13 protein-coding genes are annotated in these 14,812 nt (G+C 42.5%); 2 read left to right on the forward strand and 11 right to left on the reverse strand.

The window, feature by feature from the left end:
• Position 1: 1 nt before the first annotated feature.
• Entirely contained in the window at positions 2-844 is an 843-nt protein-coding gene (locus LU279_RS04840; protein WP_274421431.1) for a LicD family protein, read from the reverse strand.
• The gene (locus LU279_RS04845; RefSeq protein WP_274421432.1) at positions 837-2,228 is read right to left on the reverse strand and encodes an exopolysaccharide biosynthesis polyprenyl glycosylphosphotransferase; all 1,392 of its coding nucleotides are present in this window, start codon (positions 2,226-2,228) and stop codon (positions 837-839) included. Before LU279_RS04845 ends, LU279_RS04840 begins: the two co-directional genes overlap by 8 nt.
• Positions 2,229-2,598: 370 nt before the next feature.
• On the opposite strand from LU279_RS04845, the gene LU279_RS04850 reads away from it, so the two are divergent.
• Positions 2,599-3,747, forward strand: coding sequence for a glucose-1-phosphate adenylyltransferase (locus LU279_RS04850; RefSeq protein WP_274421433.1), 1,149 nt, complete (start codon positions 2,599-2,601; stop codon positions 3,745-3,747).
• Complete coding sequence (glgD, locus tag LU279_RS04855; protein ID WP_274421434.1) at positions 3,740-4,855, forward strand: glucose-1-phosphate adenylyltransferase subunit GlgD; 1,116 nt, start codon at positions 3,740-3,742, stop codon at positions 4,853-4,855. Before LU279_RS04850 ends, glgD begins: the two co-directional genes overlap by 8 nt.
• A gap of 43 nt (positions 4,856-4,898) precedes the next feature.
• Here glgD and LU279_RS04860 read toward each other — a convergent pair whose 3' ends face one another.
• The 9 genes from LU279_RS04860 to fabG all read right to left on the reverse strand — a co-directional run bounded on the left by LU279_RS04860 (position 4,899) and on the right by fabG (position 14,723).
• A complete protein-coding gene (locus tag LU279_RS04860; protein WP_274421435.1) occupies positions 4,899-6,251 on the reverse strand; it encodes a HAMP domain-containing sensor histidine kinase in 1,353 nt (450 codons plus the stop codon).
• Positions 6,244-6,942, reverse strand: coding sequence for a response regulator transcription factor (locus LU279_RS04865; RefSeq protein ID WP_274421436.1), 699 nt, complete (start codon positions 6,940-6,942; stop codon positions 6,244-6,246). Before LU279_RS04865 ends, LU279_RS04860 begins: the two co-directional genes overlap by 8 nt.
• Positions 6,943-7,284: 342 nt before the next feature.
• Positions 7,285-8,127, reverse strand: a complete 843-nt coding sequence (locus tag LU279_RS04870; protein ID WP_274421437.1) for a CPBP family intramembrane glutamic endopeptidase — start codon at positions 8,125-8,127, stop codon at positions 7,285-7,287.
• Between the two features lie 424 nt (positions 8,128-8,551).
• On the reverse strand, positions 8,552-10,372 hold the full coding sequence (locus LU279_RS04875; protein ID WP_274421438.1) for an acetyl-CoA carboxylase carboxyltransferase subunit alpha: 1,821 nt from the start codon (positions 10,370-10,372) through the stop codon (positions 8,552-8,554).
• Entirely contained in the window at positions 10,369-11,724 is a 1,356-nt protein-coding gene (locus tag LU279_RS04880) for an acetyl-CoA carboxylase biotin carboxylase subunit (RefSeq protein WP_274421439.1), read from the reverse strand. Before LU279_RS04880 ends, LU279_RS04875 begins: the two co-directional genes overlap by 4 nt.
• Before the next feature lie 9 nt (positions 11,725-11,733).
• A complete protein-coding gene (gene fabZ, locus LU279_RS04885; RefSeq protein ID WP_274421440.1) occupies positions 11,734-12,162 on the reverse strand; it encodes a 3-hydroxyacyl-ACP dehydratase FabZ in 429 nt (142 codons plus the stop codon).
• A 13-nt stretch (positions 12,163-12,175) separates the two neighbouring features.
• The gene (gene accB, locus LU279_RS04890; protein ID WP_274421441.1) at positions 12,176-12,670 is read right to left on the reverse strand and encodes an acetyl-CoA carboxylase biotin carboxyl carrier protein; all 495 of its coding nucleotides are present in this window, start codon (positions 12,668-12,670) and stop codon (positions 12,176-12,178) included.
• A 68-nt stretch (positions 12,671-12,738) separates the two neighbouring features.
• A complete protein-coding gene (gene fabF / locus LU279_RS04895) occupies positions 12,739-13,977 on the reverse strand; it encodes a beta-ketoacyl-ACP synthase II (RefSeq protein ID WP_274421442.1) in 1,239 nt (412 codons plus the stop codon).
• Positions 13,974-14,723 carry a 3-oxoacyl-[acyl-carrier-protein] reductase gene (fabG, locus tag LU279_RS04900; protein ID WP_274421443.1) on the reverse strand — a complete coding sequence of 250 codons (750 nt, stop codon included), beginning with the start codon at positions 14,721-14,723 and terminating at the stop codon, positions 13,974-13,976. The genes fabF and fabG overlap by 4 nt, the downstream gene beginning before the upstream one ends.
• Positions 14,724-14,812: the final 89 nt, after the last annotated feature.

A 14,812-nucleotide genomic window follows, 5' to 3' on the forward strand; every position in this document is an offset into this window, starting at 1 on the left:
ACTACTCCCTGATCCTTGTATTATGATGGTTCATTTCTGCTTCTTCCGGAGGATTCCAGTATTCACCATACATCTGTTTCAGAACAAAATCATAATCCTGCGGTCCTCTGAGTCTGATATCCTCAAAAATATAATCCGCGCCATTTCCGTAATGCTTTTTGTGAAACATCTCTTTCAGCTTATGGATTCCCATAAAATTAACCAGATACGGAGAAGCATCATAATCATATTTCTGCATCAGCCGATCCAGCCTTTTCAGTTCCCTGGAGGTTCGGAAGATCTTTTCTACCGGAAGTATCTTTCCTGCTGCAATCATAATCCGCTCCAGCAAGGGACGGTTCTGCCTTTTCAGATCAACATTTGTAGAAAAAAGCGAATAGTTTACCCGGGCTCTTGCTGTCAGAAGCCGGAAACAGTGTATCTTTCTCAGATATTTATTTCCGGGCATTCCATCCATGGGAAAGATATCGATCCAGGCATCCTTTTCCGCATCCACAGACGCGGACTCATCGATCACTTTCACCCTGCTGTCTGTTATTCTGGGTACATAATGATGATAATCTGCAGTATTTTTATAGCTGAGATAATGCAGGTAATCCGGCAGCTCTTTTTGTATGATCTGCTCAAACCTGCAAAAATCCGGTCTGGGCATTCCTATATCCACATCATCATCCCAGGGAATAAATCCCTTATGGCGGACTGCGCCCAGAAGTGTTCCCCCAAGCGCATAATATCTCAGATGGTATTTATCACAGATGCGGAGAAATTCCTTCAGTATATCCAGTTCCACAAGCTGCAGCCTGCGAAGATCATTTTCCCGCTCTTTTTGTGTCTGTTCACTCATTTTTGTCCTCCTCCGGCAGAATCTCTCCGGAATCTTTCAGAGCATTTGTCTGATTATCATTTACACCCTCAGAAACCTCTTTCTGACAGAAAATCTTTACTGTCATAAGAAGGAGTTTCAGATCAAGCAGAAACGAATAATTTTCGATATAGAAAAGATCAAGTTTCAGCTTATCATAAGGTGTTGTGTTATATTTTCCATAAACCTGCGCATATCCTGTAAGTCCTGCTTTTACCTTCAGACGGTAATAAAACTCCGGAAGCTCTTTCTGATAGTCGTGCATAATGCTTTTCCGTTCCGGACGTGGACCTACCAAAGACATATCACCCATGAATACATTAAAAAGCTGAGGCAGCTCATCCAGGTGGAGATTTCTCAGGATACGTCCCACCGGAGTAATACGGCTGTCATTTTTTGATGCAAGGCGGGCTCCGTTTTTCTCTGAATCCACGCACATACTACGGAATTTACAGATACGGAATTCCTTTCCTCCCAGAGTCAGACGATCCTGACGGTAAAATACAGGGCCTCCGTCATACAGCTTTACAAAAAGCGCAATAATCAGCATGATCGGAGAGGAAACCACAATACCAATACCAGATACAACAATGTCAAGAATACGCTTCATCACCCTCTGTTCTATGGAAAGTCCCATATTCTTCGACACCAGCAAAGGAGTGTCAAACAGATGGATCCTCTCACTTCCCATAAGGATCACATCCGAAATCTTTGGGCTCATATAGCAGCGGATAGAATGAGCAAAACAGTATTTCAGATAACGGTTTCTGATATTTGACGGAAGATCCCAGATGATCACGCCTTCATAATCACGCATCATCTGATGAATGACCTTTTCCCCCTCATTCACATGCACTTTTCCGCTGACATCATACTTGTCACTGCGGGAATTCATTTTCTGGATAAGATCTCCCGGATCTCTGTCTCCGTAGATCACCAGAAGCTTACGGGCGCCATAAAGTCTGGAATAAATAAATCTGGATCCCCATATCCATGCTATGATGATGGCAAGCTGAACAAAAGTCATTTCCACCATAGGCAACGGATCCAGGAACCATCTGTTGATCAGTGTGATCTGAAGGTAGGTTATAATATTTGTACAGATAGTAGCAAGAGTCATGGAATAAAATACATCTATCTTTTTCAGATATCCTACCCTCAGTCCCCCGTAAAACTTGGAGAACATAAAGCTGATCAGTCCGTAAATAGCGATCAGGACCCAGTTGCCCTTTCTCCAGAAAGGTTCAAAAATCAACCCTCTGTAAAAATCATACCAGATATAGGCAAATACTGCCGTCTGAGCGATCACGGCAATACTTGCCAGGCAATACACAATAAATCTTTTAAAATCATCTCTTTTTTTCACAAAAGATCCCTCTTATCTTCTCTGTTGGATCAGGAGTATAGGATATGCCTGATCCTGTCTTTATTTTTTCCTTTTAACCCTGTTATTATAACGTAAATCTCCTGTTCCGTCCAGTGATTCGCGGATTCTTCAGACTTCGGCATTTCTGATCCCATTTCCTCATATACACTTTCACTGTCCTTTTCTGTCGAACCATGTTTTTTCTTGTCATATGTCACATATTATTTTTTATTTATCTCATTATTTAATACAGTTTTAACAAATTTCTGGCGTTTTTCTTGCATTTTTTAACATAAACCAGTAGCAATTTCCAGATAAAAAATGTATAATAAAAAAGTACAAGCATATAAAAGGAAAGTGAGGGTTCACTATGAAACAAAACAACATGTTAGCGATGATATTAGCTGGCGGACGTGGCAGCAGACTCCATGAGCTTACAAACAAAGTAGCCAAACCCGCAGTTTCATACGGCGGAAAATACCGCATTGTTGATTTCCCTTTAAGTAACTGCGCAAACAGCGGAATTGATATTGTAGGTGTTCTTACACAGTATGAATCAGTTCTGCTTAACAGCTATGTGGCTGCCGGCGGACGCTGGGGACTCGATGCAAGAGAAAGCGGCGTATTTGTACTTCCTCCCCGCGAGAAGGCTGACGCGGATCTGGATGTATACCGCGGAACTGCAGATGCGATTTCACAGAATATTGACTTTATTGATAACTATGATCCGGAATATGTTCTGATCCTTTCCGGAGATCATATTTACAAAATGAACTATGCAAAAATGTTGGCTTACCACAAAGAAATGAATGCAGATGCTACCATCGCTGTGATCGAAGTTCCTATGAAAGAAGCAAGCCGCTTCGGAATCATGAACACAGACAGCGAAGGACGCATTGTGGAATTTGAAGAAAAACCGGAGCATCCAAAGAGCAACCTTGCTTCCATGGGTATTTATATTTTTAACTGGAAACTTCTCCGCAAAATGCTTCTTACAGATATGAAAGATTCTAATTCTCACCATGATTTCGGCAAAGATATCATTCCGCATCTCCTTGCTGACAACAGGACTCTGGCTGCCTATAAGTATCAGGGCTACTGGAAAGATGTGGGAACTATTGACTCTCTCTGGGAAGCAAATATGGATCTCCTTGACAGTAACAATGAACTGGATCTGAATGATCCTACCTGGAAAATATATACCGAGGATATCCCCGCACTTCCGCAATATATCGGTCCGGACGCAAAGATTAACCGTGCGTTTATCACACAGGGCTGTATTGTAGAAGGTGAAGTAAAAAATTCTGTACTTTTTACCGGCGCAAAAGTAGGCAGAGGCGCAAAGGTTATTGACAGTGTTCTCATGCCCGGTGTGGAAGTGGAAGAAAACGCTGTTGTTCAGAGAGCGCTTGTAGCTGAAAATATCAATATCGGCAGCGGCGCCTGTGTGGGAAATGCAGACAGCGAGCATATCGAGCTCGTTTCCAAACGTGTAAAGGGGGTAGAATACGATGGCTAACGCTTTTGGAATTATCGCATCATCAGGAACTCATATTAAGGTGGAAGGACTTCAGGAATACCGTCCTATCGCAGCATTTTCTTTTCTCGGACGTTACCGCGTCATTGACTTTCCGATTTCTAATATGAGCAACAGTGATATTGATCATATCCAGGTGTACATAAGACGGAAACCTCGTTCTCTGGTAGAGCATCTGGGAACCGGCCGTCATTATAATATCAACTCCAAAAAAGGCAAACTTCAGATTCTTTTTGCACAGAACAGTTCTGAAAATGATGTTTATAACACAGATATCGCCGGTTATCTGGAAAACATCGAAATGATCGAACGTGTACATCATCCATATGTGATCATTGCTCCAAGCTATATGGTCTATGCGGCAAATTATGATACCCTTCTCCAGACTCATATTGATTCCGGAGCAGATATCACCCTTTTGTATCACTCTGTTGATAATGCCAAAGAAGCCTTTCTGAACTGCGATATTCTGAACCTGAACAAGCAGAAAGGTGTGGAATCTATTGAAAAGAACCGCGGCAGCGCAAAAAACCGCAATATTTTTATGGATACCTACATTATGAAAAAAGACCTTTTTGTGGAACTGATCCATAAGGCTAAAAAAATGTCCTCCATGATCACACTTCCGCAAATTGTAAATGCATCCTGCAGCGAGCTGGATATCCGCGGAGTGGCACACAGAGGTTATTTTGCAAGTATCACAGATTTCAAGAGCTATTTTGATGCCAATATGTCCCTGATCGATCTGAAAAATTCACTGAACCTTTTCAATCCGGAATGGCCGATCTACACCAGAACAAACGACTCCTGTCCTACACAGTATTTTGATAATGCTGACGTAAAAAATTCTGTTGTATCCAATGGCTGTCTGATTGAGGGAACTGTAGAAAATTCCGTTATCGGCCGTGGATGCCAGATCAAAAAAGGTGCGGTTGTCAAAAACTGTGTCGTTCTGGCTAACAGTGTTATCGGCGAAGACGTCCATGTAGAAAATCAGGTCATTGACAAATGGGTTCAGATTACCCGGGAAAGAGAAATCGTGGCTGGTGCTGAACATCCCGGATATATCCACAGAGACGATATTCTGTAAAACATTAAAATTTACAGACATTAAAAATGTGCAGACTGGTATGTTACCGGTCTGCACTGTTTTTATTGTGGCTGAATGATTTTCTCTCTATAGAATCACTGGATGGAAAATATAAAATTATACAATAATCTTTTTCTTTCTCTGAAACTTCCACATATCCATGCATATGTTCCATCATAACAGATATGTTCTGTAAACCGATTCCCGTTTTATGTACCGGCTGCTCTGGCTGATCTGTTGTATTTCCGATTAAAATGCCAATATGACTTTCTTCATAAAGAATCTGTATCTGGATCGGCTTATTTCTGCCGGCATACTTTTCGATATTGGAAATAATGTTATTCATGATTCTTCCAAATAAATCTGTATTTATTCGCACAGCAGCGGGATTCCATTCAAGCATTTCCGTATCCACCGTAAATCCCTCATCTTCTAACAAAACACATAACTCAGAAAGATAATCTCCAAATGCACTGAATATGTCTTCAGCTTCTTCCAGTTCAACCTTATGCTGTGAATTAACAAAAAAATATTCAAACATCTGGTCTGACAAATTCCTTATCTGAATTACTTTATCCAGAGATTTTTGGATATATTCATCGGTAACATTTCTGTTCTTCTGCTGCTTTTTGAGAATTTCCAGATAAGTCATCAGTCCTGTTAAAGGTGTGCGAAGATCATGAGACATTCCCAGAACAAGTTTTTCCTGTGCTGCCCGCAGCTCCTGTTCTGACTGCTCTTTTTGTATCAGAGTCTGTCTCATTATTTCCAGTCCTCCTGCCAGCTGAGCCAGCTCATCATTTCCTGTTACTGTAATATGTTCCTGCAGATTTCCTTTGGTGATAACATCTACTTCTTTTTTCAGACACTGAATATATCTTAAATCCTCCTGCATCTCATATGAAAATATACCTATGCACACAATAAAGCCCACAAGGATAGAAGTTCCTGCCAGAATATCGTAATATTTATCTGCAAATCCCTCATAAAGATAAACATCTGCGTTCCCGTCCGCAAATTTTATTTTGTGAAATATTTTCCAGGAAAAATCAGTGATTTCTCTGCTTCCCGGAGTGAGAATACCATCATATGAAACGTCAAACAGCAGCCATTGATCTCTGGAAACTGTAAATTCACGAATATTCCTCTGAAGCGCCCATTTTTTTAACTGTTTATAGTCTATGGCTTTTAAACAATTTTTGTCCACATAGCTCTGAAGTTCATCTGCTCTTTGGACTTCTCTTTTATAAATATAGCCTGTATTAAAAAAGAACTGCTGCAGGCAGCCCTTTCCTCCAAAATACAAAAGTCCCATAACGAACAAACCTGCCAGTAGTCCTCTGACTAAGCGCCGAACCATTTTTCCAGTCAGGCTGTTCTTATAAATTCTACCCAAAACGATACCCCTTTCCCCACACAGTCTGTATCATTTCAGGCTTCTGAGGATCTTCTTCTATTTTTGTCCTCAATCTCCTGATATGAACCATAACTGTATTCCCGGAAGAATACAGAAAAGGCTCCTCCCATAAGCTTTCATACAGATTTTTTACAGAAAAAATCTTCTGCGGATTCTCCATCATCAGCAAAAGCAGTCTGTACTCCATTTCTCTGAGATGAATTTCCTCTCCCTCACGGTAAACTTCATTATACTGTGTATTTAACTTAAGCTTGCCATATTCCAGCCACTGTTCTGTTTTTTTCCCTGTGTTCAGTGGCTGACTGTAAATACAATATCTGCGGAGAAGAGCTTTCACTCTGGCCAGAAGCTCTGCGTAAGAAAACGGTTTTACAAGATAATCGTCCCCTCCGGCCATCAAACCAATCAGTTTATCTGATTCCTGTCCTTTAGCCGTCAGAAATAACACTGGAACATGTGAAATTTTTCGAATTTCTTCACATGTCTTTATACCGGAAATTCCGGGCATCATTATATCCAGTATGATCAGATCTGTTTCGGCCGAAAGCTTTTTCAGGCATTGGAATCCATCTTCCGCCTCCTGCACAATATAGCCTTCTCCCTCCAACAGGATTCTTACGCCCTCCCGTATCGCTTCATCATCTTCCACAATTAAAATATGATTTTTCATTTTATCCTCTTGTGCCGTATTTTACGCTGCATACACCCATATTTGCTGCCATTGAGAAGAAAGTGTTGCATAATCCCATTTTTTTGAACTGTTCGTATAGCTGAAAGGATCATTTACACAAAATCCAGCATTTCCGGATTTCGTTTCAGATCCTCCAGAAGAGCAGATGGATAATCCTCTGAATGTTCAAATATTTCTTTCCACTCGTTACTGTTTATTATCTGATTCCTTTTTATTTCTGTCAATACTAAGCCGTCATCTCTTCCTGAAACTATAAATATCCCTGTCAGAACAACGATCAGAAAAACGTAACACCCGATGATCTTTTTCCTTCTATTCTTTTTATGCTGCTTTCTTTTCCTTTTTCTCATAGTATTTTACCATTATTATAATTGCGATAAATCCGGCTACGGAAGGAATCGCTGCAGTAAAACCAACCGCTCCGTTAATTCCTGTAAGTAATGGGTTTTGTGTACTTACCGTATAGGTCCACATGGCCGGAAAATTCTGTTCCATATCAATATGGAGAATCTGGCTCTCCCCTGACAGGATATTATACATTCCATGTATAACAACCGCAGACCATATAGAACGGGTCTGAAGCGTGACAAGCGAAAGAGCATAGCCAATAATTCCAACCGACACGATCAGTAAAACAACCTTTTTCCAGTCCGAGCTGTCAATATACTCCAAATGATATAAGGCAAATAAGATACTCGAAACGAACACTGCTGTTTTCTTTCCAAAAGAGCTTTGCAAAGTACCCAAAATCATTCCCCTGAAAACCATTTCCTCTGTAACTGCTGGCAAAATCCCAAGAGATAAAACAGATAGAGTCAGAACATTTATTAAATCTTTTAGTGTAAGATTTTGTGAAGCAAATGTTCCTTTTACAAAAAGAAGATAAAAGCAACATATTGCCAACGGCATGATAACTGCTGTAATGCACCATTTTCTTTCGGGAAAAGGTTTCCCCAAGCGAATATCCTGCATTCTTATTTTCATAAAATACCTGGTATATAAATAAAAAGCAGCTAACAGACTGAAAATATTCAATATCACATACACAATACGCGCCCAGGGATTTGTATCGCATATGTCATAGGCTACTGTAAGGCTGAATTCCGATGTCAGAACCAGCATGAGCCACGCAGCCACAACATGGAAGATTGATTTTATTTTCATAAAGTACCCCTTTGCAGAATAATAGAACAAAAGACAATATATCTTTGGCTCTATCATTCTACACCTGTCATTGTATATTTTACACCTTTTCTAAATAATCTGCCGTCATCATTAACCCTGTTCTAAATAAGTGTTTTCTCATTAATATCTCTCCTTTGACTAAAATATTTTCTAATGTTTACTTAGAAGCTTGTTATAAAATAACATATATTTCTTACCGTATGCCTTAACAGGTTCTTAACTTTTCTTAACTCTTCTGCCGACTCTGTATAAAGCTGCATCTCAGTTCAAAAAAGCAGCTTTATAACAGGCATCTGCTTTACCTGCTATAAAACTGCTTTTTAGTCTTGTCCTCTGCATATTTTTATAAAATCCGGCTTTCCATATCGCCGCAACTTCCCCCTGTTCTCCCCCAGGAGAAATGTCAGAACTTCCTGAATCTTTCATATCGCTTTTCCAGAAGTATCTCTTCTGAATAGTTTCTGTATTCTCCCAGAAAATCCGATATTTCCTCATCTAGGATATCAGTCACCTGATAAAAGGTCTGTTCGGTGAATTCTTCCGGCTCATAGATTACTTTCTCGATAATTCCCTGAGAATGAAGATCCAATGCAGTAAGTTTCATTACCTCTGCCGCCTCTTTTGCCTTTGTGCTGTCTTTCCACAGAATACTGGAAAATCCTTCCGGAGAAAGAATGGAGTAGACTGCGTTCTCAAGCATCCATACCTGATCTCCTGCTGCCAGGGCAAGCGCTCCGCCGCTTCCTCCCTCACCTGTGATTATGGTAAGTACCGGAACTGTCAGACCTGCCAGTTCCATCAGATTATCTGCAATAGCAGCTCCCTGTCCTCTTTCTTCTGCCTCAATACCACAGAAGGCTCCCGGAGTATCTACAAAGCAGATCACCGGACGCCGAAATTTTTCCGCCTGTTTCATCAAACGCAGAGCTTTCCGATATCCTTCCGGCATAGGCATCCCAAAATTTCTGTGTATGTTTTCCTTTGTATCACAGCCTTTTTCCTGAACAATCACTGTTACCGGTATTCCATGAAAATTCGCAATTCCACCGATCACAGCAGGATCGTCGCCATACTTTCTGTCCCCATGCAGTTCCATGAAATCCGTAAATAACGACTTTATATAACTGCTGCCCGAAGGTCTTTCCAGTTTTCTGGAAATCTGTACTCGTTCCCATGCCGTATGTTCCGTCCTGTTGTTCTGATAACGTTTTTTCTCACGGAATAATTCTGATGCCCTCTGTGATAAAACTGCCTTTTCTCTGTGCTCTACGCTGGCATCATCAGACAGCTGCTCTTCTGCTGTCCCGTCATTCGCAGTCTTTACCTTATCTATTTCTGACAGATCTGTATTCTCTGTCTTCCTCTTTTCATCATGAATTTTCAAAAGCTTTGTCAGGGTTTTCTTCAGTTTTTCCCTCTCCACGATCTCATCTACAAATCCATGCTCCAGAAGAAATTCTGCTCTCTGGAATCCTTTTGGGAGCTTCTGTCGGATTGTCTGTTCGATTACTCTGGGACCTGCAAACCCTATCAGTGCTCCCGGCTCTGCCAGTATCACATCACCTAACATGGCAAAGCTGGCTGTCACACCTCCTGTTGTCGGCTCTGTAAGAACAGAAATATAAAGAAGTCCTGCATCACTGTGCTTTTTCAGAGCTGCCGAAGTCTTTGCCATCTGCATAAGGGAAGTAATTCCCTCCTGCATTCTGGCTCCACCGGAACAGGCAAAAAGAATCACCGGAAGGCGTTCCCGTGTTGCCCGCTCCACGGCTCTTGTAATTTTTTCGCCTACGGCCCAGCCCATACTTGCCATAAAAAATCGGCCGTCACACACACCGATCACTGCTTCCTGCCCGTTGATGCGTCCTTTTCCCGTAACAACGGCTTCCCGAAGTCCCGTTTTCTCTCTTACAGATGAAAGTTTTTCCTCGTAGCCCCGGTATTCCATTGGATTTGCGCCCACAAGATCTTTATCCCATTCCTCGAAGCTTCCTTCATCTGTAACCATACGGATTCTTGTATACGCATGGATTCTGAAATATCCACCGCATTTCGGACAGATATAGTTTCCGTTTTTTACATCTTCAGTGACGATTGCAGCCCCGCACTTGTTACATTTACGCAGAAGTCCCTGAGGAACCTCCGGTTTCAAAGCGCCGGTATGCTTTACATTCTGTTCTCTGTACAGGCTTTTTGTTTTTTTGAACATATTTTCCAGCTTCATGATCCGTTACCTCTGCCTTCCATTCGTTCAATAAATTCCACATCTGTATTTCCGGTAAGAAAATCCGGATGGTTCAGGATTTCATACTGATAATCTACATTTGTGTCAATTCCTTCTATAATAATCTCTCCCAGAGCGCTCTGCATTTTTCGGATCGCCTCATCCCTGTTTTTGGCCCACACGATCAGTTTTGCAATCATAGAATCATAATAGGGCTGAACTGTATAGCCACTGTATACTGCAGAGTCAATCCGGATTCCCTTGCCTCCGGGAAAATACATATCTGTAATGGTACCGGGAGAAGGACGGAAGCCTTTTTCCGGATTTTCCGCGTTGATCCTGCATTCAATAGCATGACCTGTAATATGAATATCTTTTTGCCTGAAAGAAAGAGGCAATCCGGAAGCAATGCGGATCTGCTCTTTTACAAGATCCACCCCTGTGACCCATTCTGTAACAGGATGTTCTACCTGAATCCGGGTATTCATTTCCATAAAATAAAAGCTTCCGTCACTGTCCAGCAAAAATTCAATAGTCCCTGCATTTACATACCCGCAGGCTTTTGCTGCTTTCACTGCAGCCTCTCCCATTTTTTTGCGCAGCCTGTCTGAAATAATCTCGCAGGGAGACTCCTCGATCATTTTCTGATGGTTTCTCTGAACGGAACAGTCCCGCTCTCCCAGATGTATCACATTTCCCTTATGGTCTGCAAGGATCTGAAACTCAATATGTCTGGGCTTCCTGACAAAATGCTCCACATACATTGTATTGTCACCAAACGCCATCTGAGCTTCTTTTTGAGCTGTACGGAAGCTTTCCGCAAAATCTTCCGGCGTATCCGCAGTTCTCATTCCTTTTCCGCCGCCGCCAAGAGCAGCCTTGATGATCACAGGATATCCGATTTTTTCTGCCTCTTCAAAGCCTGCCTCTGCTGTATAAATCGCTTTCTCGCTGCCCGGGATCACAGGAACCCCGGCTGCAGCCATTGTATTTTTTGCAGCCTGTTTATTGCCAAGACTTGCGATCACATGAGAGGGAGGTCCGATAAAAGTAATATGACACTGCTCGCACAGCTCTGCAAATCTGCTGTTTTCTGACAAAAATCCAAATCCAGGATGAACAGCATCCGCACCTGATACAATAGTCGCACTTATGATATTTTCCATACTGAGGTAGCTCTGAGAAGAAGGAGCCGGACCAATACAGATAGCTTCATCAGCAAGCTGTGTATGCAGAGCTTCCCGGTCAGCTTCTGAATAAACTGCCACTGTTTCAATTCCCATTTCCCTGCACGCACGGATGATCCGCACTGCAATCTCTCCTCTGTTTGCTATCAGCACTTTTTTTATCATATTTACCACCTACCCGATCATAAAAGTCAGTTCCGCATCTGCAACAACTTTTCCGTCCACACTTGCAACTGCATGACCGACCCCTACAGGTCCCTTGCATTTAATGATCTTTGTTTCAAGCTTCAGCTTATCTCCCGGCGCAACCTTTCCCCGGAAACGACAATTTTTTATTCCGCCGAAATAAGCAGTTTTTCCCCTGTTTTCTTCTTTGCTTAAAATTGCTACCGCGCCGGTCTGAGCAAGAGCCTCTACGATCAGCACTCCCGGCATCACAGGCTCCTGAGGAAAGTGTCCCCTGAAAAAATCCTCATGAAAAGTCACGCATTTATATCCTGCTGCAAACTCTCCCGGCTCATAATCTTCTATATAATCTACAAGAAGAAACGGATGTCTGTGAGGAAGAATCTCTTCAATTTCCTTAATTCCTAAATGTTTCATACTGTACCTCTGCTTATTTTATTCTGAAAAGGGGCTGTCCGTACTCTACCATCTGTCCGTTTTCCACCAGAATTTCCGTTACAGTTCCCTCATATTCGCTTTCAATTTCATTCATCAGCTTCATAGCTTCCACGATTCCCAGAGTTTTTCCTTTTTTTACTCCGTCTCCCACTGCCACAAAGGGCTCCGCGTCTTCTGAAGGAGCCGCATAAAACGTACCTACAAGAGGAGATTTTATCAGTTTTCCTTCCTGATTTTCCCCGCTTCCTCCCATTGTATTTTCCTCTGTCTGACGGGTTTCTGTATTTTGTGCTGAAATAAACGGTGCGCTTCCGACATTCTGGTTCTGTACCACACCGTTATAATTTCCATCCATTGGAAGGACAAGCTCTGTTTTTGGCAGTTCTCTGACAAAACGGAGGGCAGTGCCGTTTTCCTCATACTGGAATTCTGTCAGATCAGAATCCGACACAGCCTTTATCAACGTAAGAAGATTATTAAATTCCATGTTTACCTCTTTCTCGCTCATTGTTTTTGAGCATCCAGGTATCCTTTTGAGGATTACCTCTTTTCTGCTCAATCAAATTTTTTTATCAACAGTGTGGCGTTATGTCCTCCAAATCCCAGAGAATTGCTCATAGCATAACGGATCTCCTTTTTCACCGGCGCCCCAAGAACATAGTTCAGGTCGCATCCCTCTCCCAGTGTTTCGGTTCCCATTGTCTGATGTATAAATCCTTCCTGCAGCTCCTTTACACAGGTAACAAGCTCTGCTCCTCCGGCAGCTCCCAGCAGATGTCCGATCATGGATTTTGTAGAATTTACCAGGAGCTTTTCCGCTGCTGCGCCAAAAGCAAGGTGAATGGCTCTTGTTTCAAAGAGGTCATTATGATGAGTGCTTGTTCCATGAGCATTAATATATTCCACTTCTTCCGGAGATACGCCTGCCTCTTCCATAGCAAGGCTCATTGCTTTTGCGGCTCCGCTTCCGTCCTCAGCAGGAGAAGTGATGTGATATGCGTCTGCAGTAGCGCCGTAACCAACTACTTCCGCATAGATTTTTGCCCCTCTTGCCCTGGCATGCTCCAGTTCCTCCAGCACCACAATTCCAGCGCCTTCACCAAGAACAAATCCGTCTCTGTTTTTGTCAAAGGGAACCGAGGCTTTAAAAGGATCATCTGTTTCTGTAAGTGCAGTCAGAGCATCAAAACCTGCAACTCCCGTAGGGCAAATACAGCTTTCTGCCCCTCCTGCCACCATGATATCTGCATCTCCGTACTGGATCGCCCGAAAAGCATCTCCGATGCTGTGGGTTCCTGAAGCGCAGGCAGTCACCACATCTGTACATTTTCCTCTCAGTCCCAGCTCAATAGAAACATTTCCTGCAGCCATATTGGAGATCATCATAGGTACCATCAAAGGAAGCGCCCGGCCGGGTCCTTTCTGAGTAATCCTGTCATAACAGAGCTCAACCTGACGAAGATCGCCAACTCCGGATCCAATGATAACCCCTGCCCGGAAAGCATCCTCTTTTTTCATATCAAGTCCGGAATCCTCAAAAGCTTCTTTTGCTGCCGCAACTGCATACTGGGAAAACAAAGCCATACGTCTTGCCTGTTTCGGCTCCATATATTTTTTAGCTTCAAAGCCTTTTACCTCAGCGGCAAGTTTTACCTTGTATCCCTGAGCATCAAATCTGGTGATGGGCCCGATTCCCACTTTTCCGTCACAGATTCCCTGCCAGAACTCCTGTACATTGTTTCCTGTGGGCGTTACTGCTCCCAGTCCTGTAATTACTACTCTCCGACTGCTCATATTACCATTCCTCCGTCAACCTGAATGATCTGCCCGGTAATGTAAGAAGCATCTTCCGATACAAGAAATGCCACTGTCTTCGCCACATTCTCAGGCTTTCCAAAATGTCCAAGGGGAATCTGCGCTGCTGAAGTTTCTTTTACAGTGTCAGGAAGAATCTGCGTCATTTCTGTTTCTATAAATCCCGGAGCAACTGCATTTACAGTAATTCCTCTGGATGCCAGCTCTCTTGCCGCTGTCTTTGTAAGTCCGATCACACCTGCTTTGGATGCCACATAATTTGCCTGTCCTGCATTTCCGGCAATACCTACCACAGATGCCATGTTTACAATCCGTCCGCTTTTCTGCCTCAGCATCTGTCTGGAAACAAAACGCAGCATATTAAAGGTTCCTCCCAGATTCACATCAACTACGCTGTCAAAGTCCTCTCTTGACATCCCCATAAGGAGTCCGTCCTTGGTGATTCCTGCATTATTTACAAGAATATTTATTTTTCCGTATTTTTTTACAATATCCCTGACAGCCTGGTCACAGGCTTTATAATCCGCAACATTCCACTGTAAGACTTCCGCACAGCCGCCGTTTTCTTCAATTTCTTTTTTTACTTTTTCTGCCCGGTCAGCTGAACCATTATAATTAATAATCACAAGCATTCCTTTTGCTGCCAGCTCCAGAGCAACTGCTCTTCCAATCCCTCTGGATGCGCCTGTTACTACAGCCACCTGTTTTTCTGTATACTCCGCCATGTTTCCCCTTTCCTGCAATCATCCACTATCTGTTTTATTATCCTGGATAAATATATTTTTAAACTCACCTGTTCCGTGCGCTTTTCTCT

It is taken from the genome of Blautia sp. XA-2221 (assembly GCF_028767025.1).
Lineage (GTDB): Bacteria > Bacillota > Clostridia > Lachnospirales > Lachnospiraceae > Blautia_A.

What these genes read in the sequence shown, in the direction of transcription:
- LU279_RS04850 (WP_274421433.1), top strand. Translation starts at nt 2,599, where the DNA reads ATGAAACAAAACAACATGTTAGCGATGATATTAGCTGGCGGACGTGGC.
- LU279_RS04875 (WP_274421438.1), bottom strand. Translation starts at nt 10,372, where the DNA reads ATGAAGCTGGAAAATATGTTCAAAAAAACAAAAAGCCTGTACAGAGAA.
- accB (WP_274421441.1), bottom strand. Translation starts at nt 12,670, where the DNA reads ATGGAATTTAATAATCTTCTTACGTTGATAAAGGCTGTGTCGGATTCT.
- fabF (WP_274421442.1), bottom strand. Translation starts at nt 13,977, where the DNA reads ATGAGCAGTCGGAGAGTAGTAATTACAGGACTGGGAGCAGTAACGCCC.
- glgD (WP_274421434.1), top strand. Translation starts at nt 3,740, where the DNA reads ATGGCTAACGCTTTTGGAATTATCGCATCATCAGGAACTCATATTAAG.
- LU279_RS04865 (WP_274421436.1), bottom strand. Translation starts at nt 6,942, where the DNA reads ATGAAAAATCATATTTTAATTGTGGAAGATGATGAAGCGATACGGGAG.
- LU279_RS04870 (WP_274421437.1), bottom strand. Translation starts at nt 8,127, where the DNA reads ATGAAAATAAAATCAATCTTCCATGTTGTGGCTGCGTGGCTCATGCTG.
- LU279_RS04840 (WP_274421431.1), bottom strand. Translation starts at nt 844, where the DNA reads ATGAGTGAACAGACACAAAAAGAGCGGGAAAATGATCTTCGCAGGCTG.
- LU279_RS04880 (WP_274421439.1), bottom strand. Translation starts at nt 11,724, where the DNA reads ATGATAAAAAAAGTGCTGATAGCAAACAGAGGAGAGATTGCAGTGCGG.
- fabZ (WP_274421440.1), bottom strand. Translation starts at nt 12,162, where the DNA reads ATGAAACATTTAGGAATTAAGGAAATTGAAGAGATTCTTCCTCACAGA.
- fabG (WP_274421443.1), bottom strand. Translation starts at nt 14,723, where the DNA reads ATGGCGGAGTATACAGAAAAACAGGTGGCTGTAGTAACAGGCGCATCC.